This window comes from Sagittula salina, assembly GCF_017813235.1.
In the GTDB taxonomy this organism is placed as follows: domain Bacteria; phylum Pseudomonadota; class Alphaproteobacteria; order Rhodobacterales; family Rhodobacteraceae; genus Sagittula; species Sagittula salina.
Map to the genome: position 1 here is coordinate 202,836 of NZ_JAGISH010000001.1, position 26,773 is coordinate 229,608.

Sequence of the window (26,773 nt, forward strand, 5' to 3'; positions counted from 1 at the left end):
GGCATGCTCACCTACGCCACGCGACGGATGATCCTTGCGATTCCGACGCTGCTTTTCATCAGCTTCGTCATCTTCATGTTGCTCCAGCTTGCCCCCGGCGACCCGATGGCTCAGGTGCCGCTGACGGTCCCCCCGGAGGTGAAGCAGAAAATGCGCGAGGCCCTGGGTCTCGGCGCGCCGCCTCTGGTGCAATACTGGAAATGGCTGGTCCAGATCTTCTGGATCGAACCGCAGGTGCTGATCGACTACGTTTTCGGCACCGGTCTGGCAGAGGGCAAACTGCGCGTGATCTCGTGGCAGACGCGCTCTCCGGTGATGGACATCATCCTGCAGCGCATTCCTCAGACGCTCTGGGTGGTGGGGGTGGCTTACGTGGTGGCGATCCTGATCGCGCTGCCCATCGGCATCTACTCCGCCTACAAACAATATTCGGTGTTCGATCAAGCCGGGACGTTTGTCACCATGGTCGGGTTTTCCATCCCGCCCTTCTTTACCGGGCCGCTGCTGATCGTGATCTTCTCCGTCCAGCTGGGATGGTTCCCCTCGATCTACGACACCACCCACGTCGTGAACGACTGGCCCAGCTTCAAGGTCCAGCTTCAGCAGATGATCATGCCCGTGATGGTTCTGGCCTTTCAGATTACCGCGCAGCTCAGCCGCTACATGCGCGCCTCCATGCTCGACAACCTCGGGCAGGATTACGTTCGGACCGCCCGCGCCAAGGGCCTGTCCGAGGCGGTCGTCGTCGGCGTGCACGTGGTGCGCAACTCGATGATCCCCGTGATCACAGTGATCGCGCTCGGCATACCGTCGATCTTCGGCGGTGCCATCATCACTGAAAGCGTCTTCAAGGTGAACGGCATCGGCCAGCTTCTGCTGACCGCGCTCTTTGCCAACGACCTGCCCATGGTCATGACGCTCACCTTCATCTTCGCCGTGCTGATCGTGGCCTTCAACCTGATCGCAGACATCCTCTACGGCCTGCTCGACCCCCGGATTCGCTATGACTGAGAGCCCGCAAGACGATCTGATCCTCGCCGACTCCTCGCCCCGCGGCGTCGAGGCCATCGGCGCGCTGAAGGACACCGGCCCCACCGCGCCACCGCGTTCGCGCGGGAGCGACATCTGGGACCAGTTGCGCAAGCACAAGGGCGCCATGTTCGGCCTGGGCTTCCTGACCTTCATCACGCTGGCAGTTCTGGTGGGGCCCTATATCTACACTGTCGACCCGCAGAAGCTCGATATCCGTAACAAGGATATGCGACCGATCTACACCGCCCTGTGGGACAGCGGCGCCAAGGTCGGCTGGAACAAGCCGCTGGGTTCCGACCAATTGGGCCGCGACAACCTCGCGCAGATGCTGGCCGGGGGGCGCGCCTCCATGGCGGTGGGCTGGGCGGCGATGCTGCTGTCGCTGTTCATCGGCACGGCCATCGGCGTGGTGGCGGGCTTCTTCAGACGGCTCGACGGGCCGCTCATGCGCGTGACCGACCTGTTTCTCGCGCTGCCGATCCTGCCACTGCTGCTGCTCGCCGTGACGCTGTTCCGCCAACCGCTGCGCGCGGGTTTCGGCCCCGAGGGCGGCATGTTTATCCTGATCGTGACCATCGTTGCGATCACCTCATGGATGCCCACGGCGCGTATCGTGCGGGGTGACGTGCTGGCGATCAAGGAGCGCGAGTTCGTGCTCGCCGCCCGCTCGATCGGATCGACGCCGGGAAAGCTGATCCGCCGCCACATCCTGCCCAACGTGCTGTCGCCCATCATGGTCTCCGCCGCGCTGGGTCTGGCCACGGCGATCATCACGGAGAGCGCTCTCAGCTTCCTCGGTGTGGGCTTCCCCTCCGACTTCCCCACTTGGGGCAAGATGCTGGCCGATGCCGTGGTGCGGATGGAACAATTCCCGGAACGTGTCATGCTGCCGGGCATTGCGATCTCCCTGACGGTCCTGTCGGTGAACTATCTGGGCGACGGCTTGCGCGACGCGCTGGACCCGCGCATCCGGGGGCGCTGAGTCCCTGAATGGGCCGCCTGCGTCTCAGGACCGGCGGCCCTTTTCAACACAACCTACAGGGCCGCTTCGACCTGGCGGATCAACTCACCTCCCGCCAGCCGCCGAAATAAGGACGCCTGCCCGCACACCCCGCTGCGGGCGGCACGGCCATCCGTCCCGCCCGGCGCAGAACCGCGCGCATGTTCCACACCAACGCGGAAACCAGAACATCGTTCTACTTCAGGTGCCGCCACGCGCGCGCGACCCGCTTGATCGTGGATAAAAAGCGCTCCAGATGGAACGATAATCCTATTCTGGAGACAGACCATGTTCGAATCCCTTGGTTTCGAAGACCTCACCGCCCCGCAGGCCGCCGTCTACTTCGCCGCCGTGATCGGGCTGGCTTATGGCATCCTTGCCGAGCGTACGCAGTTCTGTTTCCGCCGTGCACTTGTGGGCGAGGATCGCCGCGCCGCCTCCGGCGTCTGGTTCACCGCGTTGGCCTTTGCCATCCTCGGAACGCAGGCCGCCAGCGCCGCGGGCCTCGTCAGCTTTGATGAACACCGCTTCCTTACGTCCGATCTGCCACTGGCCGCGATCCTTGTCGGTGGCGCGCTCTTCGGAGCGGGCATGGTTCTGGCGCGCGGCTGCGCCTCCCGGCTGACCGTACTCACGGGCACCGGCAACCTGCGTGCCCTGACAGTGCTCGTGGTCTTTGCCATCACGGCGCACGCGCTGCTCAAGGGCGTTGCCGCACCGATCCGCACCTCGCTCGGCGCGCTGACCGTCCCGCTGGGCGATGCCACCTCCCTCGCCGCCCTGCCCGGAGGCGCGCTGACATGGTCCGCCGTGCTGATCGTCGCCGCACTGGCGGTGGCCGCACGCTCCGGCGCCCGCCCGGTGACGCTACTGGGCGCGGCTCTGATCGGCCTTCTGGTCCCCGCCGCATGGGTGGGCACCGGCTTCGTGCTCTACGACGACTTCGATCCGATCGCGATGGAGAGCCTCGCCTTCACCTCGACCTGGGCTGACACGCTGTTCTGGACCGTCGCCGCCACCTCCATCCCGGCGGGCTTCGGCGCGGGCCTGGTGGGCGGCGTCCTCGCGGGAGGCTTCCTCTCCGCTGCTGCCGCGCGCCGCCTTGAATGGCAGAGCTTCACCTCACCGCGTGAAACCGGTCGCTACTTCGCCGGCGCGGTCTTGATGGGTGCGGGCGGCGTGCTGGCGGGCGGCTGCACCGTTGGCGCCGGCCTCGCTGGTGTGCCGACGCTGGGCTTGGCCGCCATCCTGGCGCTTGCGGCCATCGCGGCCGGAGCGTTGGCCACCAATGCCGCGCTGAAGGCCACCGGGCCGGGACTGTCCCTCGCCCCGGCGGAATGATCCTGCACTACTTCGCAATTCGACTACGCAACAAGAAGGGGGCCGATGGCCCCCTCTTTCGATCTATCCATGACCGTGCACTGCTCACAGATCCGGACCGGACCCGCCGCCGTGGTGGTTCCGGATCGACCGGATCATCAGCCAGACGCCCAGCACCACCGGCAGTACCGCCAGTGCCGTCAGCATTCCCTTCGACATTCCAAACATATCGGCCACCGGATAGAGCAGATATCCCACCAGAGAAACCGCGTAATAGCTGATCGCCACCACGGACAGGCCTTCAACCGTGTTCTGCAACTGCAGCTGCAGCGCCGCGCGGCGATCCATACTCTCCAGCAACTGCTGGTTCTGAGCAGAGCGCCCCACCTCCACCCGCGTCCGTAACAGGTCCGCCGCCCGCGTGGCGCGCGCCGTCATGCTTTCCAATCGGCGGGCGGAGCTTTTTACCGTGCGCATTGCGGGGTCGTAGCGCCGCATCATGAACTCCGAAAACGTCTGCCGCCCCTGGAAACGTTGCTCCCGCAGCACCGCGATGCGCTGTCCGACGATGGCCTCATAAGCCTCCGTCGCGCCCAAGCGGAATGACACCTGTGCCGAAAGGTTTTCCAGCTCCGCGCTCGCCTGCAACAGCGCCTGCAGCGTCGCCTCCTCGTGGCTTTCTTCCGTCATCGCCTGCATCAGCCGCGTCAACTCCGCGTCGAGATCGCCCATCTGCCCGCCTATTTCACGCACCCGGGTAAAGCCCAGCATCGACATCGCCTTGTAGGTCTCGATCTCGCAGAGCCGCTGCACGATCCGCCCGACCCGGCGCGATCCGACGTTCGACTTTGCGAATACGGCAAAGCGCTGGTGCCCGTTCGGATCGATGCGGAAATCCCCCGCGATCACCGCGTCGCGGTCGATCACGTCCGAAACCGCGATGCTCTCCGGCACCATCCAGTCCTCAAGCCTCTGGCGGATCTCCTCGTCGTCCATGCGCCGTTCGACCCGGATCATGGCGGAGGTCACACGCACGCCGGGCGCCTTCGCCAGCCAGTCCTCGGGGAAGACTTCGAAATCTGTCGGGTCAAAGGGCCGCTCCCCCAATCCGGGCAGAAACACCGTGTAGGTGACGAATTCCGTGTGGCTCTCCCATTTCAACGTGTTCTGGCCAATCCGGCCGCTGAAATGGGTAGCTCCGGGCTGGGGATGCGCCGCGCCGTGGCGATCCAGCAAGTCCTTCAGATGCACGATGTCCTGCTCGCGATCACGCCCCGCCGCGTTTTTTGGCTGCTTGACCGCGAGATAGACGGCCCGACAGGGCGGCACCAGCGCCGGAAACGGCCGCGCGTGCAGTTCGTTGGCCAGTTTGTAGCGCAGCGGATGATCCTGAATCGGCATGGGAAACTCCGTTCGTTGCCCCGTTCATGCCGCGAGGCTCACGCCAAGTAAAGTGGAATACGCAAACGGTTTCAAAGGGTTACAGGAATACCACGGCATACTGCCCTCGCGTGCCACAGGGGGGCCGAAAAGTCGCGCCGCAACAGGACCTTACCCCGCATCCGGGCGATAGGTCGAAGTCATCACGTAGTCCTTGCGCGGCCCCCTCACCTGCCAGCGCGCCGCCCATTCAGGCCAGGCCGAAAAATCGTAGGTCACGTCATATTGGTCAGGGTCGCACCAATGCGATGTCTGACCGCCGGTACACGGCACCGTATGGAAAAAGCGCCCGTCATCAAAGTAAACCTCCAGATCCTCTGTCCAACGATAGCGCCGCTCGGCCGCGAACCGTGCCGTCCCCATGTCGAGCGTCCCGCGCTCCACATAGGCGCCATCCGCCGACCATTCCGCCACGCCGCCGAACCGCGCCCGCGTGCCGTCGCCGTGGACGATCTCTCGCGACAGTCGCCAGTGCCCGATGAAATCCTCCAGAACCCGTTCCATCCGCCTCATCCCCGCTGCGCCAAATGCCGCGCTTGCGACCCTTTCCCTTGAGACCCGTGTCCCACGGGCTTAAACGGCGCGCAACCGCAGACGCGCAGGAGACAAGGCCGATGATTCCCCGTTACTCCCGTCCCGACATGGTCGCCATCTGGTCGCCCGAGACGAAGTTCAAGATCTGGTACGAGATCGAGGCCCACGCCTGCGACGCTCAGGCCGACCTGGGCGTGATCCCCAAAGAGAACGCGGAAGCCGTCTGGAAGGCGAAGGACGTCGAGTTCGACGTCGCCCGCATCGACGAAATCGAGGCCGTGACCAAGCACGACGTCATCGCTTTCCTAACCCACCTTGCGGAACACGTAGGCGCCGACGAAGCGCGGTTTGTGCATCAGGGCATGACCTCCTCGGACGTGCTCGACACCTGCTTCAACGTGCAACTGGTGCGCGCCTCCGACATCCTGATCAAGGACATCGAAGGTCTGCTGGCAGCGCTCAAGCGCCGCGCCTACGAGCACAAGGACACCGTCCGCATCGGCCGCTCCCACGGGATCCACGCCGAACCTACCACCATGGGCCTGACCTTTGCCCGCTTCTACGCGGAGATGGACCGCAACCTCAGCCGGATGCGCGACGCCCGCGCCGAGATCGCAACCGGCGCGATCAGCGGCGCGGTCGGCACCTTCGCCAACATCGACCCGGCGGTCGAGGAACACGTTTGCGACAAGATGGGCCTCGTGCCGGAGCCGATCTCGACCCAGGTGATCCCGCGCGACCGGCACGCGGCGTTCTTCGCGACGCTCGGCGTGATCGCCAGCAGCATCGAGAACATCGCCATCGAGATCCGCCACATGCAGCGCACCGAAGTGCTGGAGGCGGCGGAATTCTTCTCCATGGGGCAGAAGGGCTCTTCAGCGATGCCGCACAAGAAGAACCCGGTGCTGACCGAGAACCTCACCGGCCTCGCCCGCCTCGTGCGCATGGCGGTGATCCCGGCGATGGAGAACGTCGCGCTCTGGCACGAGCGCGATATCTCGCACTCCTCCGTCGAACGCAACATCGGCCCGGATACCACGATCACGCTGGACTTCGCGCTGGCGCGCATGACGAGCGTGATCGACAAGCTGTTGGTCTACCCGCAGAACATGCTCGACAACATGAACAAGTTCCCCGGACTGGTGATGTCGCAGCGCGTTCTGCTGGCTCTGACGCAGGCCGGCGTCAGCCGCGAGGACGCCTATCGGCTGGTGCAGCGCAACGCGATGAAGGTCTGGGATCACCGCACCGATTTCCGCGAAGAACTGCTGGCCGACGAGGAAGTACGCGCCGCGTTGTCGGAGGACGAGATCAACGAGAAATTCGACCTCGGCTACCACACGAAGCACGTCGACACGATCTTCGCCCGGGTCTTCGGCGAGGGCTGAACCCGCTTCGACAGGACGTGAGACGCGCGCCCCCCCGGCGCGCGTCTTGTGTTTTCAGAACCCCAGGTCGCGGAACACCTGCGGCAGCACCTCCGGAAGATCCTCCGCGATAAGGCCGGGACCATAGGCGCGCGCGGCTTCGACATGCAACCAGGCGGCCGCCTCCGCCGCCAGCATCGGCTGCAGTCCACGCGCGAGCAGGCCGCAAAGCATTCCCGCCAGCACGTCCCCCGACCCGGCCGTAGCCAACCAAGGCACCGCGCGTTCTGCGACCGCGGCATGGATCGCGGCGCGCCCGTCGGGGTGGGCGATCACAGTATCGGTCCCCTTCAGCAGAACGGTACAGCCCGCGCGGGCTGCCGCCTCGCGGCATGCCTCGACCTTCGAGATCTCGCCCTCTTTCAGCCGCTCCGCCAAATCGGGGAAGAGCCTCGCGAACTCGCCGGCATGCGGCGTCAACACGGCCAGATCGTGCAGCATTGCAAAAAGCGCCTCCGGCGCCCGCTGGAACCGTGACAGGGCATCGGCGTCCAGAACCGTGCCGCGCTTTGCCTGCAGCGCCACTTTGACCAGTTCGCCCGTGGCGGATCCCAGCCCCAGCCCCGGCCCGAGGCAGACAGCGTTGATCCGCGAATCCTCCAGCGCCTCCGCCAGCCCCGCAGTGCCATCGAGTCCCTTGACCATGACGGCGTTTAACTGCACCGCGTTCTCCGTCACCGCCCGCATCGGGCAACCAAGGCTCACCAGCCCGGCGCCCACCCGCAACGCCGCCCGCGCCGCCATGCGTGCGGCACCGCCTGCGCCCGGCGGACCGCCGACGATCAGCGCATGACCGTGGTCGTACTTGTGCCCGAAGCGCTTGTTCAGAACGGCGAAATCCGGTCCCCACTGTACTAGTCGGACCGCATCGGCGACACCCGCATCCACCCCCGGCAAGGGCACCGTCACCAGCCTACCCCGCAGTTGTGCGCCAGCGCCCAGATAATGCCCCAGCTTTGGCGTATGGAACGTCACCGTCAGATCGGCGTCAAAGGCCCACGGCCCCACCCCTGCCTCCTCCGGCGTCAGGACCCGCCCGGTATCGGTAGAGACCCCGGACGGGAGATCCACCGCCACGCGGCGGATCCGATCCGCATCGTCCCAGGCTGACCGAAGGCGACCGAAGACCTCAGCCACCTCGCCCGGCACAGCGCGTGCCAACCCTGTGCCGAAAAGCGCATCCACCAGCAGATCGGGGCGCGGCCCGGCGCCGATCTTGCCCCAATCGACTGGCCGCCCGCCCCAGGCCTCGAACATAGCGCGGGCATCCGGCGCGCCCTCGCCCGGTTCAGCCAGCGCCCAGACCGAAACCTCCCAGCCGCCCGCCTCCAGCAGCCGGGCCACGACGTAGCCGTCGCCACCGTTGTTCCCGGGCCCGCAGAGCACCAGCGCTTTCAGCTTCTGCCTGATGGAAATACTCCGGGCGGGGGCTTCCGCAGGAGGCCTGGGGGCAGCGCCCCCTTCTCCGGAAAATCCCCCGCGAAACTCCGGCCATTCGTTCAGGATCGCCGCGACGACGCCCTCCCCGGCGGCCTCCATCAGCACTCGCCCCGTGACGCGCCCTGCCCCGATCGCAGCCTGTTCCACCGCCGTCATCTGCGCCGCCGTCAGCACTTCCGCCATGCCTTTGCCCCTCGCGATTCAATTTCGCCCATTTCCTAGGCAGTTCGATCAAAAAATAGCAGTCGCCCGCATTTTCATCATTGCGACTCCCGCGTCGCTGACCCTATCCGATTGTAGCGGCGGAACAGAAGTGATCTGCCGGGGACCGACACGAGACGCGAAGGGGGGAGACCTCATGAAGAAGATCGAAGCGATCATCAAGCCATTCAAACTCGATGAAGTGAAGGAAGCGTTGCAGGATGTCGGCATCCAGGGGCTTTCCGTCGTCGAAGTGAAAGGCTTCGGTCGCCAGAAGGGCCACACCGAGCTGTATCGCGGCGCGGAATACGTGGTCGACTTCCTGCCGAAGGTGAAGATCGAGATCGTTCTCGATGATGACCAGGTCGACGCCGCAATCGAGGCAATCATCGGCGCCGCCAAGACCGACAAGATCGGCGATGGCAAGATATTTGTCTCGACCATAGAGCAGGCCATTCGCATCCGCACCGGCGAGAGCGGTTCCGACGCGCTCTGATCCCATGCCAAATCGTGCAAGGGCGGCCCATGCGGCCCCTTTCGCGCCACCCAATAGTTCCAATTCTGACAGAGAGGACTGAACAGAATGAGCACCAACGCAGACGTTCTGAAGCTGATCAAGGATGAGGGCGCCGAGTACGTCGACATCCGCTTCACCGATCCGCGCGGCAAGCTGCAGCACGTGACCGTGGTCGCGGACCTCGTCGACGAAGACTTCCTCGAAGAAGGCTTCATGTTCGACGGCTCCTCCATTGCGGGCTGGAAGTCGATCGAAGCCTCCGACATGAAGCTGATGCCCGATCCTTCCTCGGCCTATGTCGATCCCTTCTACGCCGAGAAGACTCTCTGCATCCATTGCTCAGTGGTCGAGCCCGACACCGGCGAAGCCTACGATCGCGACCCGCGCGGCACCGCGGAAAAGGCCGAAGCCTACCTGAAGTCCTCCGGCATCGGTGACGTGGCCTACTTCGGCCCCGAAGCGGAATTCTTCCTTTTCGACGACGTGAAGATCGCGGTGACCCCGAACAAGATCTCAGCCGAGGTCGACGCCGATCACGCGGCGTGGAACACCGACGCCGAGTTCGAGATGGGCAACCTTGGCCACCGTCCGACCTTCAAGGGCGGCTACTTCCCGGTGAACCCGTCCGACGATGGTCAGGACATCCGTTCCGAGATGCTGTCCACCATGAAGCGCCTCGGCATGAAGGTCGACAAGCACCACCACGAAGTGGCGACCTCGCAGCACGAGCTGGGTCTGATCTTCGGATCGCTGACCAAGCAGGCCGACGAACTGCAGAAGTACAAGTACGTCATCCATAACGTGGCTCAGGCCTATGGTCGTTCGGCGACCTTCATGCCGAAGCCGATCAAGGGCGACAACGGGTCCGGCATGCACGTGAACATGTCGATCTGGAAGGATGGCAAGCCGCTCTTCGCAGGGGACAAGTACGCTGACCTGTCGGACGAGGCTCTGTTCTTCATCGGCGGCATCCTCAAGCACGCCAAGGCGCTGAACGCCTTCACTAACCCCTCGACCAACTCCTACAAGCGTCTGGTCCCGGGCTTCGAGGCTCCCGTTCTGCGCGCCTACTCCGCGCGCAACCGCTCCGGCTGCGTCCGTATCCCGTGGACCATGTCGCCGAAGGCGAAGCGCGTCGAGGCTCGCTTTCCCGACCCGGCCGCGAACCCCTACCTGTGCTTCGCGGCTCTGCTGATGGCAGGCCTCGACGGGATCAAGAACAAGATCCACCCCGGCGAAGCGATGGACAAGAACCTCTACGACCTGCCCCCCGAGGAGCTGGCCGAGATCCCGACCGTCTGCGGCAGCCTGCGCGAAGCGCTGGCCGAACTGGAGGCCGACATGGACTTCCTGCTGCCGGGCGACGTGTTCACCAAGAGCCAGATCGAAGGCTACATCGATCTGAAGCGCGAAGAGCTCGAAATGTACGAAATGACGCCGCACCCGGTGGAATTCGCACTCTACTACTCCTGCTGATCCCTGCGGGATCTGGCAAACAGGGGGCGTCCTTCGGGTCGCCCCTTTTCCATTCCCGGAATGCTCCTTTAATCGGCGGCCTCTCATGGCGCCGGACTTGGCTGACTCGGGTCCACCTTTGCCCGCCAGCAATCAGAACCCGCGGGCACGACACCGCCGTTTCAGCCGGGCGTCAAAAAGACGAACGCCAGCATCGCGCGCAGACCGCGATGACGCGACTCGCGCCGACTTTCCGCCCGGTTTCCGGAAGCTGGCCGGTCGGCGACTGCCTGTTACAGGCGATTTCACCGCCTGAAACCGGATGACCGCACATGTCGCCCAGGGAAATAACGACAAATTTAACGCTTCCCCAAGAACTCTGCGTTCACACTTCGGAAACCGCGCCCAACTTGCCGCCACAATTCGGGCCTGCTGGGCAACCTCGCCACAATCGGAGAAGAATGCGGCACATTCGGATACAGTGCGACCACATTCGGGCACGACCGCCACGTTCCGCGCACCTTCGGCCCAAGATTCTTCCCAAGTCTTGCCCCATCGTGGGTCCCAACAAACAAGACCAAACCGGGAAGAACGCCATGACCGCAATCGTCCAGTTCGTATTCGAAGGCCAGCCGACCGTGGCCCTGCCGCGCCTGCTCGATCTGCTGCGCGAAGGTCTGCGTCAGTCCGACCGGGAGGCGGGTCGCATCGCCTCCGTCACGCTCTCCGGCCTGACGTTCGAGGCGCCCGGCCTGCGGCTCAGCCTCTCCATGGTCCTCAGCGGCACCGAGACCATCGTCCGGGTCGCACTCGACCTTGACGACGTACACGGCGAGGTCGCCCGCCTCGCCCCCCTCGCCTGGCAGCTGGCCAAGGCCGTGGATGCCCACTCCGTCATCTGGCATGACACCACCCTGCGCATTCCGCGCGCCGCATTCGTCGCCGGGCTGGCCGCGCAGTTCGAAGGCACTGGCACTCCGATGCAGGCCGACCGCATCGCCACCGCGAAGCCCGTGGCGCCACGTCGTGTCACCACCTCCCGCGTTTCGCCGCGCCCCGTTTCGCCCCGCCCGGCCATGCCGCGCTCCGTCACGCAGGCTCGGACAAATCGCCGCTCGGACCGCCCCTACGACGCTCACGTGACCGCCTTCGAGCAAAACGTCGCCACTGAGCTTCGCCGCGCTCCCACTCCGGGTGAAATGGCCCTCCTGCGCGCGGAATACGAACCGGAGAAGAACCGCATGAGCGTTCTGACCACCGGCGCCGGTGCCGCCCTGCAAAGCGCCGAGCTGCGCGCTGCGTCGCTGGTAATCTGCGTCACCTCCCTGGTGCTGGCCTCCGGCGCAAACAATCTCGTCTGATCCCCGACCCTGCCTCTGCCTCTGCCTCTACCCGGGAGGAGGGAATTCCGTCCGTCCCCTTGGCGACCCCTTGCCCCGGCACTAGTCTTGCGGAAACCCAACACTTCTGCGGAGACTTCGATGCGCCGTCACACCCTTGCCCTTACTGCCTGCCTCATAGGTGCCAGCCTTCTGGGCACCACCTCGGTTCAGGCTGCCAACTGTATCACGGACAAGGGTTCCTTCGGGACCTACAAGGCCGCCTTCGCCCGCGACGCCACCGCGGCCGGCGTTGGACAGCGCGGCCTTCAGGCGCTGGCCAACGCGCAGCTCTCCTCCATCACGTGGAAGTTCGAGTCCCGCCCCTCCTCGCAGACCGGCGTATCCTATAACGACCCGGCCACCTTCCTCGCCAAGCGGACGGGCGGCTCCACCCAGACCTTTGTCAACAGCGTGCGGTCGAAGGTCCAGAAGAACAGCGAGCTATTTGCCGCCATCGAACAGCGCTACGGCGTGCCCGGCTCCGTGCTGGCGACGATCTGGGGGCTGGAAACCTCCTGGGGCGGCTATCTCGGCAAGACCGAAATCGTCGACGGCGCGGTGACACTCGCGTCCTACTGCCGCCGCCATCCGAAATTCGAACCCCATGCCTCTGCCGCGCTGATGCTGGTGGACCGGGGCGTGATCACCGCGACAACCAACGGCGGCCCATCCGGCGAGCTCGGGCACATGCAGTTCCTCGCCGGCAACTGGATGCGATACGGCGTTGATGCCAATGGCGACGGCCGCGTCGATCCCTACAACGCCGCCGACGCGCTGGCCTCCGCCGCCAACCTGCTGCGCCAAAACGGCTGGCAGGCCGGTCAACCCTTTGGCGAAGGCACCGCCAACTTCCGGGTTCTGTCAGCATGGAACGACAGCGGCAACTATCAGCGTGCCATTTCCTACGCCGGGACGCAGGCGCGCTAGGCCTTCGCCAGATGCGGACAAGCAAGAGTGTCGGAACATCGGCCTGCTTGTCCGTTCACCCCAAAAAAACACTCTTAAATTTCCGCTAATTCGCCCAATTCGGACCACGATCCTCCGACAATTCTTGGTGAACGTGGCGTTCACATCGCCGCCGCCGAGGAGTTGTCATGGATCTTGTAGAGTACCCCTATGCCGGTCTGATCTTGCCGGACGCCACTGACTTGGACCCCAAGCCCTACCTGGATAGTGCGGCCCGGGTGCTGGCGCGTGTAGACCCGATTCCGGGCGCCGCGCCGCATCGGTCGGCGCACGGCAACAGGGTTCATGGTCGCCGCTACGGCGTGATCGTGCACCCCGAGGAAGACAGCGATTACGGCCCTCGGGTGGTGATCGAGATCGTCACCACGAACGGCGAAGCCCCGGCGGAAGAGGAAGCCGCCCGTGTGCTCTCCGCTGTCGTTCAGGCCTGCCTTGATCATTCCTGCGCCGACATCCTCGAATGGTACTCGCCCGATGTCCTGCTGGACCGCGATGACTTCATCCGCCTGCGCACCTATGTGTCGCCGCGTCGCCTGCAGGAGGTAGACACGGACATGGAGGACGAACTCTTCGAGAACGAGACCTTCACCAGCACGGTCCGCGGGTCGCTCTATGGCGCGCCAAAGCCGATCCCGCTGGAAGAACGCCCACAGATAACCGATCGGCTGGCACAATACCGCATCGCCTTTGAACCGCTGGAACCCGCAGAGCGGCGCATGACGGTCGCGGGGTGGCTGATGACGGGCGTGCTCGGCACGGTCTATCTGCCTGTCGCGGCTTTTGTTTCGATCGTCACACTGGGCCGGGGGATGGACTTTCGCCTGATCTCTCAGGCGCTTGCGGTGACTGCGCTCTTTGCCGCGCTCTACAATGCGGACCGGCTTGGCGACGTCCTGAACACCGTCATCCACTGATCGGATCGAGGCGGCGTCTCACGACTCGGGTGTGGATCGAGAAGACCACCGCCCGCGTCTTTGGCAGCCGCACGAGGCACTGCCGCTCCGAGCGCAGAAAAGGCGCCCTCAGAGGATCCACCTCCTGTCTCGGGGCAGCCTCGCCGCGCGGCTGGTGCAGGGCGGCGTCACCGTAGGGCAGCGCGTTCATCCGCCACAACGGCCGCCCTTCCTGCACCCCGTCGAAAAGCCGCTGCACCCGTTTCGCCAGTCCGGTATCGTATGGTTTCACCGGGACATGGATGCCGGTAAGCGGCCGCAGGAATTTTTCCGACAGCCGCCACGACGCGGGAAAGCACAACACCGCTGCCGTCAGCACGTGTTCCGCGCCGCGCTTTTCCATCACGCAAAGGTCCTGCTGTACCAGCCGTCCCAGCGTGCCCAGCGGGTCCCTGCGGTCGAGCGTTTCGCGGCGGCCATCGGGACAGAGGACGGTGTCATCCTCGTGCGCGAATCCGCCCGGCAAGTTCGCCAGCACGAGGTCGAGCAATTCCAGCGCCGCTGGCCGCGCCGCGGGATCTTCTGCCACGACCGTTTCCCGCTGCGTCGTCAGCAGACGCAGGCGCTCCCCCATTTGCCCGGCATAGGCCTCGTCCGCGCAAAGCCAGTCCGCCATTTCGAACGGAGCCACCCCCGGCAGGCGATGCGGTTCCGAGATGTCGTAAGGGATATGCTGTTGCAGGATCATGGCCGGACCTGACCACGCGTTGCGCTGGAAGGGAAGACCCGAAACTCAAACAGACGTGCGCTTCTCAAGTCGCCGAAAACGTGCACAAAAAGCAAAAGGCGTCCCGATCGGAACGCCTTTTGCTTTTGAATGGTGCGGTCGAGAAGACTCGAACTTCCACGGGTGTTACCCCACAGCGACCTCAACGCTGCGCGTCTACCAATTCCGCCACGACCGCACTGTCTTGACTTGGTGGAGGGGCGTATAAAACAGCCCCCCGGTGAAGGAAAGAGGAAAAAGCCTGTTTCGGCAGGAAATTTTCGCGCCCCCGCAGAGGTCTGACGATTCGCCCTAGGGGTCAATAAAATGACTAGACTTCACTCGCACATTTCAGGTCCTTGAGACCGCCATGACGGTCGCTCAGCGCACCTTTCCTCTGACCGTCGTACAGATCCACGCAACGCTCGCCGCCGTCGCCTACGCGGGCGACACGTTGAACGGGGCCGAGCCGACACTTGGAACGGGGCCGAGCCGACACTTGCCGCGCTACACGCCGCCATCAGTCACCAGCTCAACTGCCGCCCCGGTTGCCCGACCGGGATCGACTGGACACTGGTGTGGGGCCCGGCCGAGACGGCGTTTACGGACTCGTCTTTGCCACGTTTGACAGGGTAACTGCGCGCTGGCCAGCGTGATCCGCGACGCCACCGGAGCCACTGCCCCCGGCTGCGGAACTTGGTCTCCGGTTCGTGATCGACGCACTGAATCGCAAGGTTCGCCCCGACGACCATTGGGCGCAACCCGTACAGCAGGCGGTTCTGCATTGCGAAGTAATGGCCACCGGAGACCAGATCGGGGCGCAGCACAATCACAATGTCTATATGACAAAACTCGGGGTGCCGGGCACTGACGTCGGCAACCCGTCGGATTTCCCGGTCTCCGACCCTCCTGTAACCCTAGTGCCGCCCTCCGATCTTGCCCTCTGACCGGAGCGATTGTTCTTTCGCCCGTCCGGCGCTAAACCGCGATGGAGCCGTATGAAAGGAGGGCGGGCACCCGCCCCGCCGCAGACCGATGGACTGGAAGATCACCGAGGGCCTGACCAGCTACGAAGAGGCGACCGCCTACATGGAGGCCCGCGCCGATGCCATCGCCAAAGGTGAGGCGGAAGAATGCATCTGGCTTTTGGAACATCCACCGCTTTACACTGCCGGAACCTCTGCCCGGATCGACGACCTCAAACAGCCCGACCGCTTCCCCGTCTTCACCACGAAACGCGGGGGGCAATACACCTATCACGGCCCCGGACAGCGGGTGGTTTATGTCATGCTGGACCTTAACAAACGCGGCAAGGACGTCCGCCGCTTCGTTCAGGATCTCGAAGGTTGGGTGATTGACACGCTCGCGGCTTTCAACCTGACAGGGCATATCCGGTGCGGGCGGGTCGGCGTCTGGATCGAACGCCCCAACCGCCTACGCACCACCAGCGGCTCTGTGGCTGAGGACAAGATTGCCGCTATCGGCATTCGCCTGCGCAAGTGGGTGTCATTTCACGGTATTTCCATAAATGTCGAACCGGATCTGAGCCATTTCGACGGCATTGTGCCCTGTGGCATTACCGAATACGGCGTAACCTCGCTGGTCGACCTCGGGCTCCCGGTGACTATGGACGATCTTGACGTGGCGTTGCGTCATGCGTTCGAGGCGCGCTTTGGGCCGATTGCCTGACCCGTCATATCGGAACCGTTCGTTGAAACGGGGTCATTTCAGCGCATCGTTGCGCGGCCAGAGAAGACGTGACTGACGATATCTTCCCGCGTGAGGCCCATGGCCGCCAGATCGGCGTCCGACTTCGCCCGCAGCGCGGTGATCGCAGCCGTACGCTGGCGGTAGCGCCGGTCGAACGGGGTCTCAAGCATCCGGGCAATGCGCTGGCGCAAAGTGCTGCCTGTGAATTGCCCGGAGAAACGGATTGCAGACTGATCGATGTATGCCATGACGTCTCCCCCCTCGGGATCGGTGTTTGTCGTAATGCCTTCGACGTAAGGACAAAGGCCCCCTCGCAACAGTCAGGAAAGCCCGACCCCGCGATCGAATTCACTGCCGGGTGCACCGGAATGGTGCTGCCGAAGGTCTTAATGGATGGTAAACGCCGGGTCCGGAAAATTGGTTCCCCGACACCATTTATGGCCTCCGAAGCCGCCACCGGCACATTCCCTGCACCGCTGCGTGCTCACGTCCGGTGGCGTGAGGCGAAAATCATTCTTCGCCTCAGACACATGCAGGGCCCTCCGCGCAGTTGGCGCCACACTCATCCCGTGATGGGACTCCCGGTCACTTTGCGTGACGCTCCTGTCACAGACGATCACACCCGCAATCCAGCCCCTTCCCCACGGTCTTGCAACACCAACGCCCCGCCCCATGCAGGCGCCCGCGGGCCACACGCGCGGGGCAAAGGCTGCCCCGGGGAGGTGCAAAGTCGCGAAACCCGGCGGCATGCCTTGTGGAGAACTAAAGAAAAACGCGCGATCACAGGTTCTTGGCCGGGTGCGACAAAATGTTTGATCGAGATCAAATGGACGCATGGACGCGGCGGGGAACACATTCTAAAACCGACCCCAGATCGCCGGGCCCCGGTCGGATTCTCATTCGTGAATCCGATCGGCGTCCATATCTTGAAATCTTAGGGAGGCAGATATGGCAGACGCCGCCATTCATGGCCACGAACATGAAGACAACCGGGGGTTCTTTACCCGGTGGTTCATGTCGACCAACCACAAGGACATCGGGATCCTCTACCTGATCGTGTCGGCGCTCGCCGGCCTGGTCTCGGTGTGCTTCACCGTCTACATGCGCCTCGAGCTCATGGAGCCGGGCGTTCAGTACATGTGCATGGAGGGCGCGCGCATCACCGCCGCCGCCATGGAGGACTGTACCCCGAACGGTCACCTCTGGAACGTGCTGATCACCGGCCACGGGATCCTGATGATGTTCTTCGTCGTCATCCCGGCCCTGTTCGGCGGTTTCGGCAACTACTTCATGCCGCTGCAGATCGGCGCGCCGGATATGGCGTTCCCGCGCATGAACAACCTGTCGTTCTGGCTGTACTTCGCCGGGACCACGCTGGCAGTGGCCTCGCTGCTGTCGCCGGGTGGCAATGGCCAGCTGGGTTCCGGCGTTGGCTGGGTCCTTTACCCGCCGCTGTCGACAACCGAAGGCGGCTACTCGATGGATCTGGCGATCTTCGCCGTGCACGTCTCCGGTGCATCCTCGATCCTCGGCGCAATCAACATGATCACAACCTTCCTGAACATGCGCGCGCCGGGCATGACGCTCTTCAAGGTTCCGCTGTTCGCGTGGTCGATCTTCGTCACGTCCTGGCTGATCCTGCTGTCCCTGCCCGTTCTGGCAGGCGCGATCACCATGCTGCTGACCGACCGCAACTTCGGCACGACCTTCTTCGACCCGTCGGGTGGCGGTGACCCGATCCTGTACCAGCACATCCTGTGGTTCTTCGGTCACCCCGAAGTCTACATCGTGATCGTGCCCGGCTTCGGTATCGCATCCCATGTCATCGCGACCTTCTCGCGCAAGCCCATCTTCGGCTACCTGCCGATGGTCTGGGCGGTTATCGCGATCGGCGCACTGGGCTTTGTCGTGTGGGCGCACCACATGTACACAGTCGGCATGTCGCTGCAGCAGCAGTCGTACTTCATGCTGGCGACCATGGTCATCGCAGTGCCAACAGGGGTGAAGATCTTCTCTTGGATCGCGACAATGTGGGGCGGCTCGATCGAGTTCAAGACGCCCATGCTCTTCGCCATCGGCTTCCTCGTGCTCTTCACCATCGGAGGCGTGACCGGCATCGTGCTGAGCCAGGCCGGCGTGGACCGTGCCTACCATGACACCTACTACGTCGTGGCGCACTTCCACTACACCATGTCGATGGGCGCGGCCTTCACCATCTTCGCGGGCATGTACTTCTACCTGCCGAAGATGTCGGGCCGCATGTACCCGGAGTTCTGGGGCAAGGTTCACTTCTGGATGTTCTTCATCGGCGTGAACGTGACCTTCTTCCCGCAGCACTTCCTCGGGCGTCAGGGCATGCCGCGTCGCTACATCGACTACCCGGATGCCTTCGCGACCTGGAACTACCTGTCGTCGGTCGGTGCGATGATCTCCTTCGCCTCGTTCCTGCTGTTCTTCGGCATCGTAATCTACACCCTGACCAAGGGTGCGCGGTCGAGCGTCGCCAACCCGTGGAACGAGTACGCGGACACGCTGGAGTGGACACTCCCCTCCCCGCCGCCGGAGCACACCTTCGAGCAGCTCCCGAAGCAGGAAGACTGGGACAAGTCGCACGCTCACTGAGCACACCGAACGCGCAGACAGCGCAACCTGTGACACCAAACAAGAAGGCCCCGCCCCGCGCGGGGCCTTCTTTGCATCCCCCATTACCGGCACCGTCGCCGTGCATCCCGGCCCGCCCTTGCCTCAACGAACGCGCGCGCCCACCTCCTGCATTGACCGCCGCCGCGCCCCCGCTGTACGAAACCTCATGCCTTATCACTGGACGACCACACCGCGCGCCCCCCGACAGGAGCTTCAGCTCTGGCCGCATAACGCGCTTTCCGCGAAGGGCTTTGCGATCATGGTCCTCGGGTTCTTCCTCTTTGCCTCCATCCCGCTTTACGGGCTACTTGGGACGGTTTTGCTCTGGGGGCTGCTGCCCTTCATGCTGGCCGCCACCGCCGGTCTCTGGTACGCGCTGCGCCGCAATACCCGCGACCGTCAGATCCTGGAGACACTCAGCATAAGTGACGACCTCACCCGGCTTCTGCGCCAGAATCCCGACGGCACCCGGCAGGAATGGGACAGCAACACCTACTGGGTCACCGTGACCCTCCACGAGACCGGTGGCCCCGTCCCGAACTACGTCACCCTCAAAGGCCAGGGCCGCGAAGTGGAAATCGGCGCCTTCCTTTCCGATGACGAGCGAAAGACGCTCTACACCGATCTGCTCACCGCCCTGCGCCGCGCCAAGGAAAAATGATGTCACAGGCCCCCGCCCCCTCCGACGACACGCCCGAGATCCAGATTCACGAAACGCGAGAAATCCAGCCAGAAATCCGCGCAGAAATCCCACGCGAACCCTCGGCCTCGGTCCAGGCCCCGGCCACTCCGAAGTGGCGCCGCCTCGCACTCTCGCTTGCCGCACGCCTCAAGCGTCACGACCTGATCGGCCGCCTCTCTCCCGGACCGTCGGAAACCGCCGCCCTCGCCCTGCGCGAGGCCATCGCCCATCGCGTGCCGCCGCTGCGCAAACAGGTGGTCTTTCTCATCCCCCTCGTCGGTCCCGATCAGGTCGGCGACTGGCAGGGCGTCAACACCCGTCTCCGCGCGACGCTGCAGTGCATGATCGCCCAGAACGATCCGCACTGGCAGGCGATCATCTGTTGCCAGGAACGCCCCGACCTTCCCGAAGACCGTCGGATCCACTTCCTGCCCTTTGCCGATCCCACACCGGGTAACGACAAGTGGCGCAAGCTTGCAACGCTCTACCGCCAATTCGACCGGCTCGACACGGGGCCTTGCTACGTCATGTCCTTCGATGCCGACGACCTCATGCGCCAGGGTATGGTCAAGGAAATGCTCCGCCGTCAGGCGCCCGGCGGCTATCTTGTGGAACAGGGGCTCGTGATGGACGACGCCACCGGGGTCATCGCACGCGCCGATACGCCCACTCTCAAGGAACCTGGACGTAAACCTTTCTGGAAGCTCTGCGGCTCCTGTGCCGCACTCGCACACGACCCGGACCTGCCGGAATCGGCGCGGTTCCTGGAACAGATGACGCAGCACGAACACCGCATGTTCCCCTATCTCGCCCGCCTGGCCGGGCGCCCGCTCGCGCCGCTCTCCTTCGCATCGGTGCTTTACGTGCTGAACCATGGTGAGAACTTCGGGGCGCGTCGCGGGCGCGTCGGGTTCAAGACCCGCTTCGTCGAACGTTTCCGCATCGACGATCCAGAGGAACTGGCCCGCATCGCAGAGGGCTTCCCCCTGCCCGAAGACCACCCGGCGCCCTGACCGAAGCCAATTCGTCGCTGCAAAACCGTCGAGCTGTCGGATTACCGCCACCGCCGTCAACTCGTTTCGTCGCCGCTTCGTGTTGGAAACAGTTTTCAATATAGCCCAACGGCGGAATTGCACCATGCAGCCGGCCGGCGTTTTCTCGATTTTGGGAATTTTCATCAATAAAGGGAATTGCTCGCGCACGCTTGCAGCCTCCCCCGTAACGCCATCGACCCGACCCGGCTCAGGCCATGGCACTCCACCGCGCATGAGGCCCCCGCCAAACACGCCCGACCGCACTCGCAACAAGACCCTCCGGCTCATGCCGAAGGGCCTCATTCATAACCAATTCCGATTCAGGATTTTCCGGGAATGAGGCCAAAGCCATGGCCTGCCTCAAGCCGGCGCACCGGACGCATAGTCACGCCACCCAAAAACCGGGGTCAGGATGCCAGCCGCGCCTTGACCAGGGGACCCACCGCGGCGAAATCCATCTGCCCGGTGTACTTGGCCTTCAGAACGCCCATGACCCGGCCCATGTCGCGGATCGATTCCGCGCCGATCTCGCGCACGGCGGCATCCACCGCTGCGGCGACTTCTGTCTCTGACAAGGGGCGCGGCAGGAATTCCTCGATCACGACGATCTCCGCAGCCTCGCGTTCTGCCAGGTCCAGCCGGCCGCCTTCTTCGTAGGTCTTCATGCTCTCGCGGCGCTGCTTGACCATCTTGCCCATGATTGCGAGCACTTCGGTGTCGTCCACACCATTCTCGTTACCCTCGGCCCGCGCAGCAATGTCGCGATCCTTTATGGCGGCGTTGATCAGGCGCAGCGTCGACCGGCGGGCCGCGTCCTTTTCCTTCATCGCCTGCTTGACGGCCATATTGACCCTCTCGCGCAGTTCCATGGCAGCAAATCTCCGGTCTTTCATCCACAAGCGCCGAACATAGCCGAGATGCGTTGATGGTGCAACCGCAGCAAAATTCACCTAAGGTGCTGAGATTAAATGATTTTGCGAATAAGACAGCAACCCTTGACCGCCTGACGCTGCCGCTTTAGGTTCCGCCCGGTTTACCCCACAGTCGCCATATCGCCCAGAACACCCGGAGTCGCCGCCATGACAGCCGCCCAGACCGCACAAAAACCCGTGCCCACCGCCTGCCTCGCCCTTGCCGATGGCACGCTCTTTTATGGTCAGGGCTTCGGCGCCACCGGTCAGGTCACGGCGGAACTCTGTTTCAACACTGCGATGACCGGCTATCAGGAGATCATGACCGATCCCTCCTACGCGGGGCAGATCGTCACCTTTACTTTTCCGCACATCGGCAACACCGGCGTGAACCCCGAGGATGACGAGACCGGCGATCCGGTGGCGGCGGGCATGGTGGTCAAATGGATGCCCACCGCCCCCTCCAACTGGCGGTCTGCGCAGGATCTGGGCGCGTGGCTGGCGGCGCGCGGGCGCATCGCCATCGGCGGGATCGACACACGGCGCCTGACGCGGGCAATCCGCCAGTCCGGTGCGCCGCACGTGGCGCTGGCCCACGACCCCGAAGGCAAGTTCGATATCGAAGCGTTGGTGGCCGCTGCGCGCGGCTTCTCCGGGCTGGAGGGGCTTGACCTCGCCAAGGACGTGACCTGCGCGCAAAGCTATCGCTGGGACGAGATGCGCTGGGCGTGGCCGGATGGCTACGTCCGCCAGACCGAGCCCAAGCACAAGGTCGTTGCCATCGACTACGGCGCGAAACGAAACATCCTGCGCTGCCTCGCTTCCGCCGGATGCGACGTCACCGTGCTGCCCGCCAGCGCGACCTACGACGACATCATGGCGCATTCGCCCGACGGCGTGTTCCTCTCGAATGGCCCGGGCGACCCGGCGGCGACTGGCCGGTATGCTGTCCCCATGATCCGTGACCTGCTCGACAAAGCGCAGTTGCCGGTCTTCGGGATCTGCCTCGGCCACCAGATGCTGGCGCTTGCGCTGGGCGCCAAGACGATCAAGATGAACCATGGCCACCACGGCGCCAACCACCCGGTAAAGGATGTCGAGAGTGGCAAGGTGGAAATCACCTCGATGAACCACGGCTTTGCGGTCGACAGCCAGAGCCTGCCGACAGGCGTGCAGGAAACACATGTCTCGCTTTTCGACGGTTCCAACTGCGGCATCCGGATGAGCGACCGCCCGGTGTTTTCCGTCCAGCACCACCCGGAGGCCAGCCCCGGCCCGCAGGACAGCTTTTACCTGTTCGAACGCTTCGCCGCCTCCATGGGCTGACCCTGCCCAGCTCAACCAGCATCCGAAACCGTTGTCAGGGGCCCCCCATCGGGGCCCTTTTCTTTGGTGGACCCTTTGCACCCGGGGCGCAGGCGCTCCGCGTCCGGCCGCCTCCCTGATTCGCGGGTCTCTCCCGTCTCCAGCCGGACCGATTGGGGCAGCACCTCGGGCCGGGCATGTCCGGTTCGCAATTTCGCGCAGGGCGAGCAACGAAATCGCCATTTCGCGGCAAAGCGCAGGGTGTTCCCGCTTCGCCCCATTAACCAGTGATTAATCATGATCCGACCGGTTCACCTCTGATTAACACTCTGAAATTACTTCCTATCCCGGCAGTCAATTAATGACTTCTTAAGCCTCGCGCGACGACCATAGGGCAGAACCCCGCCCGAGAACCCCATGTCCCTGCCGATCTACGAACCATTGGACGATACCGCGCTGAAGACCCGCGACAGGCGTGGGCAGCCGATCAGCCGTATCCTTGTCGATACCGCAGTCTGCACGCCGCGCGTGATGCTTGGCGCCATGGCAGAGGCATCGCGGCTCGGCCAACCCGTGGCGCAGGTTGTCGCCGCCGAAGGACTGGCGACCCGGCGCGATGTGCTCGCCTCACAGGCGCAACACTATGGGGCGATGGCGCTCGACCGGGCCAGCATGTCGCCCGATCCCACGCTTCAGGGTTTGATCCCGGCCGAATTCTGTCTCGCGCATGGCGTTCTGCCGTGGGTCCGCCTCGGCGATACTTTGGTGCTGGCAACCGCACGACCCGAAGCTTTTGACGCGCTGCTGCCTCAGCTCCCACCGGGGCTGGGTCCGATCCTCATGGCGGTCGCGCTGGAATCCGACATCCATGACGAGATCTCCGAACGGTACGGCGCCGCTCTGTCGCGGGCGGCGGAAGACTGGCGCGCGCCTGAAGACAGTTGCCGCGATCTCAGCCTGGCCGGTCCGCGGCGTACCGCACTGGCCGTCCTGCTGGGCGTTTTCACCATCACCGCGCTCGTCCTCGCGCCGCATATCTTTTTCGCCTTGGCGCTGGCGTTGGCAGTGGGATCGATGGTTCTCACGCAGGGTATGAAGCTTCTCGCCATCATTGCGCTGCCCCGCCGCATCGCCACGGACCGTGCGCGCCTGCCTGACGATCCGCCGCTTGTCACCGTGCTGGTGCCGCTGTTCCGGGAGGAAGACATCGCTTCAACGCTCGTGGCGCGTCTTTCCCGGCTGACTTATCCAAAGTCGCTGCTTGATGTGATCCTCGTGCTCGAGGCGCAGGACGATACCACACGCGCCACCTTGCAGCGCACGCCGCTGCCGGCTTGGATTCGAACCGTCACCGTGCCGCCCGGTCGCATCCAGACAAAGCCGCGCGCGCTGAACTATGCCCTGCGCTTCAGCCGTGGCGCCATAGTCGGCATCTACGATGCAGAGGACGCCCCTGCACCGGACCAGATCGATCAGGTGGTCGCCCATTTCGCCCGCGCTGCACCGGACGTCGGCTGCCTGCAGGGCATCCTCGATTACTATAACCCAAGCGCCAACTGGCTTTCGCGATGCTTCACCGTGGAATACGCTGGCTGGTTCCGGGTACTGCTGCCGGGCCTCGCCCGGCTGGGTTTTGCCGTGCCGCTGGGGGGCACCACGGTGTTCTTCCGCCGCGAAGTGCTGGAAGCGGTGCAGGGCTGGGACGCACACAATGTGACGGAGGACGCCGACCTTGGCATGCGCCTCGCGCGCTGTGGCTGGAGGACGGAACTGATCCGTTCCGTCACCCGCGAAGAGGCCAACAATCGTTTTTGGCCCTGGGTCAAGCAGCGGTCACGCTGGCTGAAGGGCTACGCCATCACATGGTGGGTTCACAGCCGCCGGCCGATCAGGCTCTGGCGCGACCTGGGCACGAAACGTTTCGTCGGCCTGCAGGTGCTGCTGCTGGGGACGCTGATGCAATTTGCCCTCGCGCCGGTTCTGTGGTCGTTCTGGTTGATCTTCGCCGGCTTGCCGCACCCTTTGGACCGATGGCTGGACGAACGCGGTATCCTGGTGATGTCCGGTCTGTTTCTCGCGGTGGAAGCCGGATCGCTGGCCGTCGGCATCACCGGGCTTGCACGCAGCCCGCACCGCGCCATGTACCACTGGGTGCCGACACTGGTGGCCTATTTCCCGCTCGGAACGATGGCGATCTACAAAGCCTTGTGGGAAATCGCCGCTCGCCCGTTCTACTGGGAGAAGACCCAGCACGGCCGCTCCGCTCCGGACCGCCCGGATGCGGACCTGCCGCCAGATACCCGCGTCTGAATTGACCGGGTCGCGATTCAGGTCGCCAAAGGGTCGCGGTTCTCCAGCTTCAGACGTGTGACGAAAGCGACAGAGATGTGATCCTTCAGCGCCTTGTATGCGGCATCCTCGTCGCGCCGTGCGATGGCGTCGACAATGGCCTGATGCTCTGCCATGGCGATCTCGCCGCGCCCCTGCGCGGCCAGCGACGTCGCCCCCATCAGCGCCATCGAGCGATGCACGAGGTCCAGCTGCTGCACCAGGAACCGGTTGTGCGATGACAAATGGATCATTTTGTGAAACCGCCGGTTCGCCCGCGCCAGCGCGGCCGGGTCGCCCATCAGCTGGCGGTCCTCCGTCACCATGTCGCGCAGTACGCGCACCTCTTCCTCCGTGGCGTGCCGCGCCGCCAGTCGCGCCGCCAGCCCCTCCAACTCGGTCCGTACGGCATAAAGTTCCGCCATCTGGTTGTGATCCAGAGAGGCCACGATCAGCGACCGCCCGTCCCGCGTCAGCAGGCTTTGCGTTTCGAGCCGCTGAAGCGCCTCTCGGATAGGCGTCCGGGACACGCCGAAGCGGTCGGCCAGCTCGCTCTCCACCAGACGGTCGCCTGGCCGGTAGACGCCGGAATCGATGGCGTCGAGGATCAGCGAATAGGCATCCTTCTGGGCGGTCTTCGGCTGGGCCATGCGGGTTCCTTGTCCTGGCTTGAAAAGTCCGCGCACGATAGACCTATGCCGCAAGCGCAGACAAGCGCCTTGGCTTGCGCTATTGCCGCAGGGAGGAGTATCCGAGAGCCATGGACCGATTTGCACGCCTGAGGACCTGGGTCTTCGATCTCGACAACACGCTCTACCCGCCCGCCATGCGCCTCTTCGATCAGATCGAGGTGAAGATGACGGATTTTGTCATGCGCACCGCCGGGGTCGCGCGCGAGGAGGCCGACCGCCTGCGCAAGCACTGGTGGGCAGAACACGGTACAACGCTCGCAGGGCTGATGCACCACCACCGCGTCGATCCCGAAGGCTACCTGCACGAGGTCCACGACATCTCCTTCGAAGCGCTGGCGCCCGACCCGCATCTGGCCGAGCTTATCGCGCAACTCCCGGGGCGGCGGATCGTATACACCAACGGCTCCGCCCCCTATGCCACGCAAGTTCTGCGGGCCCGCGGACTGGAAAAGTGCTTCGATGCGATCTACGGCGTGGAACACGCGGGCTACGCGCCAAAACCGCAGCGCACGGCTTTTGACAGGGTCTTTGCCCAGGATGGGCTCGACCCCGGTCAGGCGGCGATGTTCGAGGACGATCCGCGCAACCTGAGGGTGCCGCACGCGCTGGGTATGACTACCGTTCACGTCGCCCCCGCGCGCCTGGAGGTCGACCATATCCACCATCATGCCGACAATTTGAACGGTTTCCTATCCGATGTGCTAAGGTATGCAAGGCACTGATATCGCGTCAGAACGCAGGCGAATTGCCGCATCTTCTGTGGCAAACGACGGCTTTCCTAAACTCTGCGACAGAACGCCCGTTTTCATGTGCGGAAAACTCTATATTTGCCTCCTGACCAATGACAGGAGACGCCGATGTCCGCAGCCCACGCCATGACCCACGCCCCCGCCGCCCAAACGGAAACCAGCCCCGCCAGCATCGAACGCACCATCCTGATGGCCGTCGCGCTGTTTGTGGCACTGGTCGCGCTGGCCACCTGGACCTGGGGCCTGCCCGCGCTGGCTATGATCGCGTTGGCCTGCGTCCCGGTGATGTACGCGGTGCTGCTGCTCATCACCGTGGGCAAGTAAACCCGAGGCCCGGTCCCGTCCG

Annotated in this window: 25 protein-coding genes and 1 tRNA gene; 18 read left to right on the forward strand and 8 right to left on the reverse strand. The window is 64.2% G+C overall.

The genetic code is table 11. The features are described 5' to 3' along the window. The first annotated feature begins 3 nt into the window (after window positions 1-3). From J5474_RS00935 to J5474_RS00945, 3 genes are all read left to right on the forward strand, one after another. A complete protein-coding gene (locus J5474_RS00935) occupies window positions 4-1,011 on the forward strand; it encodes an ABC transporter permease (RefSeq protein ID WP_209358473.1) in 1,008 nt (335 codons plus the stop codon). After that, complete coding sequence (locus tag J5474_RS00940; RefSeq protein WP_209358474.1) at window positions 1,004-2,014, forward strand: ABC transporter permease; 1,011 nt, start codon at window positions 1,004-1,006, stop codon at window positions 2,012-2,014. Before J5474_RS00935 ends, J5474_RS00940 begins: the two co-directional genes overlap by 8 nt. Before the next feature lie 306 nt (window positions 2,015-2,320). After that, window positions 2,321-3,373 carry a YeeE/YedE family protein gene (locus J5474_RS00945; protein ID WP_209358475.1) on the forward strand — a complete coding sequence of 351 codons (1,053 nt, stop codon included), beginning with the start codon at window positions 2,321-2,323 and terminating at the stop codon, window positions 3,371-3,373. 84 nt (window positions 3,374-3,457) lie between these two features. On the opposite strand, the gene J5474_RS00950 is transcribed toward J5474_RS00945, so the two are convergent. After that, window positions 3,458-4,753: a DUF3422 family protein gene (locus J5474_RS00950; protein ID WP_209358476.1), complete on the reverse strand. Its 1,296-nt coding sequence runs from the start codon at window positions 4,751-4,753 to the stop codon at window positions 3,458-3,460. A gap of 150 nt (window positions 4,754-4,903) precedes the next feature. Beyond that, a complete protein-coding gene (locus tag J5474_RS00955; RefSeq protein WP_425342852.1) occupies window positions 4,904-5,296 on the reverse strand; it encodes a DUF6314 family protein in 393 nt (130 codons plus the stop codon). Between the two features lie 110 nt (window positions 5,297-5,406). Here J5474_RS00955 and purB point away from each other — a divergent pair, with 110 nt between their 5' ends. After that, window positions 5,407-6,714: an adenylosuccinate lyase gene (purB, locus tag J5474_RS00960; RefSeq protein ID WP_209358478.1), complete on the forward strand. Its 1,308-nt coding sequence runs from the start codon at window positions 5,407-5,409 to the stop codon at window positions 6,712-6,714. Window positions 6,715-6,768: 54 nt separating this feature from the next. Here the strand turns inward: purB and J5474_RS00965 are convergent, their stop codons facing one another. After that, entirely contained in the window at window positions 6,769-8,376 is a 1,608-nt protein-coding gene (locus J5474_RS00965) for an NAD(P)H-hydrate dehydratase (protein WP_209358479.1), read from the reverse strand. Between the two features lie 175 nt (window positions 8,377-8,551). Here J5474_RS00965 and J5474_RS00970 point away from each other — a divergent pair, with 175 nt between their 5' ends. From J5474_RS00970 to J5474_RS00990, 5 genes are all read left to right on the forward strand, one after another. Continuing rightward, entirely contained in the window at window positions 8,552-8,890 is a 339-nt protein-coding gene (locus J5474_RS00970) for a P-II family nitrogen regulator (protein WP_209358480.1), read from the forward strand. A gap of 87 nt (window positions 8,891-8,977) precedes the next feature. Continuing rightward, window positions 8,978-10,387 (forward strand): type I glutamate--ammonia ligase, encoded by a 1,410-nt coding sequence (gene glnA, locus J5474_RS00975; RefSeq protein WP_209358481.1) that lies wholly within the window; start codon window positions 8,978-8,980, stop codon window positions 10,385-10,387. A gap of 575 nt (window positions 10,388-10,962) precedes the next feature. Next, window positions 10,963-11,727 carry a hypothetical protein gene (locus J5474_RS00980; protein WP_209358482.1) on the forward strand — a complete coding sequence of 255 codons (765 nt, stop codon included), beginning with the start codon at window positions 10,963-10,965 and terminating at the stop codon, window positions 11,725-11,727. Window positions 11,728-11,847: 120 nt separating this feature from the next. Beyond that, the gene (locus tag J5474_RS00985) at window positions 11,848-12,675 is read left to right on the forward strand and encodes a lytic murein transglycosylase (RefSeq protein WP_209358484.1); all 828 of its coding nucleotides are present in this window, start codon (window positions 11,848-11,850) and stop codon (window positions 12,673-12,675) included. A gap of 167 nt (window positions 12,676-12,842) precedes the next feature. After that, the gene (locus J5474_RS00990) at window positions 12,843-13,628 is read left to right on the forward strand and encodes a hypothetical protein (protein WP_209358486.1); all 786 of its coding nucleotides are present in this window, start codon (window positions 12,843-12,845) and stop codon (window positions 13,626-13,628) included. Here the strand turns inward: J5474_RS00990 and J5474_RS00995 are convergent. Both J5474_RS00995 and J5474_RS01000 read right to left on the reverse strand, forming a co-directional pair. Then, window positions 13,618-14,355, reverse strand: a complete 738-nt coding sequence (locus tag J5474_RS00995) for a heme-dependent oxidative N-demethylase family protein (RefSeq protein WP_209358487.1) — start codon at window positions 14,353-14,355, stop codon at window positions 13,618-13,620. The genes J5474_RS00990 and J5474_RS00995 overlap by 11 nt on opposite strands. 130 nt (window positions 14,356-14,485) lie before the next feature. Beyond that, a tRNA-Leu gene (locus J5474_RS01000) sits at window positions 14,486-14,572 on the reverse strand. A 511-nt stretch (window positions 14,573-15,083) separates the two neighbouring features. Here J5474_RS01000 and J5474_RS01005 point away from each other — a divergent pair. After that, on the forward strand, window positions 15,084-15,320 hold the full coding sequence (locus tag J5474_RS01005) for a hypothetical protein (RefSeq protein WP_209358488.1): 237 nt from the start codon (window positions 15,084-15,086) through the stop codon (window positions 15,318-15,320). 88 nt (window positions 15,321-15,408) lie between these two features. Next, a complete protein-coding gene (gene lipB, locus J5474_RS01010; protein WP_209358490.1) occupies window positions 15,409-16,062 on the forward strand; it encodes a lipoyl(octanoyl) transferase LipB in 654 nt (217 codons plus the stop codon). 38 nt (window positions 16,063-16,100) lie between these two features. On the opposite strand, the gene J5474_RS01015 is transcribed toward lipB, so the two are convergent. Then, on the reverse strand, window positions 16,101-16,331 hold the full coding sequence (locus J5474_RS01015; RefSeq protein WP_209358491.1) for a hypothetical protein: 231 nt from the start codon (window positions 16,329-16,331) through the stop codon (window positions 16,101-16,103). A gap of 700 nt (window positions 16,332-17,031) precedes the next feature. On the opposite strand from J5474_RS01015, the gene ctaD reads away from it, so the two are divergent. The 3 genes from ctaD (at window position 17,032) to J5474_RS01030 (ending at window position 20,421) form a co-directional block, all read left to right on the forward strand. Beyond that, window positions 17,032-18,705 (forward strand): cytochrome c oxidase subunit I, encoded by a 1,674-nt coding sequence (ctaD, locus tag J5474_RS01020; RefSeq protein ID WP_209358492.1) that lies wholly within the window; start codon window positions 17,032-17,034, stop codon window positions 18,703-18,705. Window positions 18,706-18,892: 187 nt separating this feature from the next. Continuing rightward, complete coding sequence (locus J5474_RS01025; protein ID WP_209358494.1) at window positions 18,893-19,387, forward strand: DUF2244 domain-containing protein; 495 nt, start codon at window positions 18,893-18,895, stop codon at window positions 19,385-19,387. Next, on the forward strand, window positions 19,387-20,421 hold the full coding sequence (locus J5474_RS01030) for a hypothetical protein (protein ID WP_245216172.1): 1,035 nt from the start codon (window positions 19,387-19,389) through the stop codon (window positions 20,419-20,421). Before J5474_RS01025 ends, J5474_RS01030 begins: the two co-directional genes overlap by 1 nt. A gap of 428 nt (window positions 20,422-20,849) precedes the next feature. On the opposite strand, the gene J5474_RS01035 is transcribed toward J5474_RS01030, so the two are convergent. Next, window positions 20,850-21,311, reverse strand: coding sequence for a GatB/YqeY domain-containing protein (locus J5474_RS01035; protein ID WP_209358496.1), 462 nt, complete (start codon window positions 21,309-21,311; stop codon window positions 20,850-20,852). 210 nt (window positions 21,312-21,521) lie between these two features. Between J5474_RS01035 and carA the strand changes: the two genes are divergently transcribed. Next, the gene (gene carA, locus J5474_RS01040) at window positions 21,522-22,679 is read left to right on the forward strand and encodes a glutamine-hydrolyzing carbamoyl-phosphate synthase small subunit (protein WP_209358498.1); all 1,158 of its coding nucleotides are present in this window, start codon (window positions 21,522-21,524) and stop codon (window positions 22,677-22,679) included. A 396-nt stretch (window positions 22,680-23,075) separates the two neighbouring features. Next, entirely contained in the window at window positions 23,076-24,968 is a 1,893-nt protein-coding gene (locus tag J5474_RS01045; protein WP_245216173.1) for a glycosyltransferase, read from the forward strand. 17 nt (window positions 24,969-24,985) lie between these two features. Here J5474_RS01045 and J5474_RS01050 read toward each other — a convergent pair whose 3' ends face one another. Beyond that, entirely contained in the window at window positions 24,986-25,636 is a 651-nt protein-coding gene (locus J5474_RS01050; protein WP_209358499.1) for a GntR family transcriptional regulator, read from the reverse strand. Window positions 25,637-25,746: 110 nt separating this feature from the next. Between J5474_RS01050 and J5474_RS01055 the strand changes: the two genes are divergently transcribed. After that, complete coding sequence (locus tag J5474_RS01055; protein WP_209358500.1) at window positions 25,747-26,400, forward strand: pyrimidine 5'-nucleotidase; 654 nt, start codon at window positions 25,747-25,749, stop codon at window positions 26,398-26,400. 135 nt (window positions 26,401-26,535) lie between these two features. After that, on the forward strand, window positions 26,536-26,751 hold the full coding sequence (locus J5474_RS01060; RefSeq protein WP_245216174.1) for a hypothetical protein: 216 nt from the start codon (window positions 26,536-26,538) through the stop codon (window positions 26,749-26,751). Window positions 26,752-26,773: the final 22 nt, after the last annotated feature.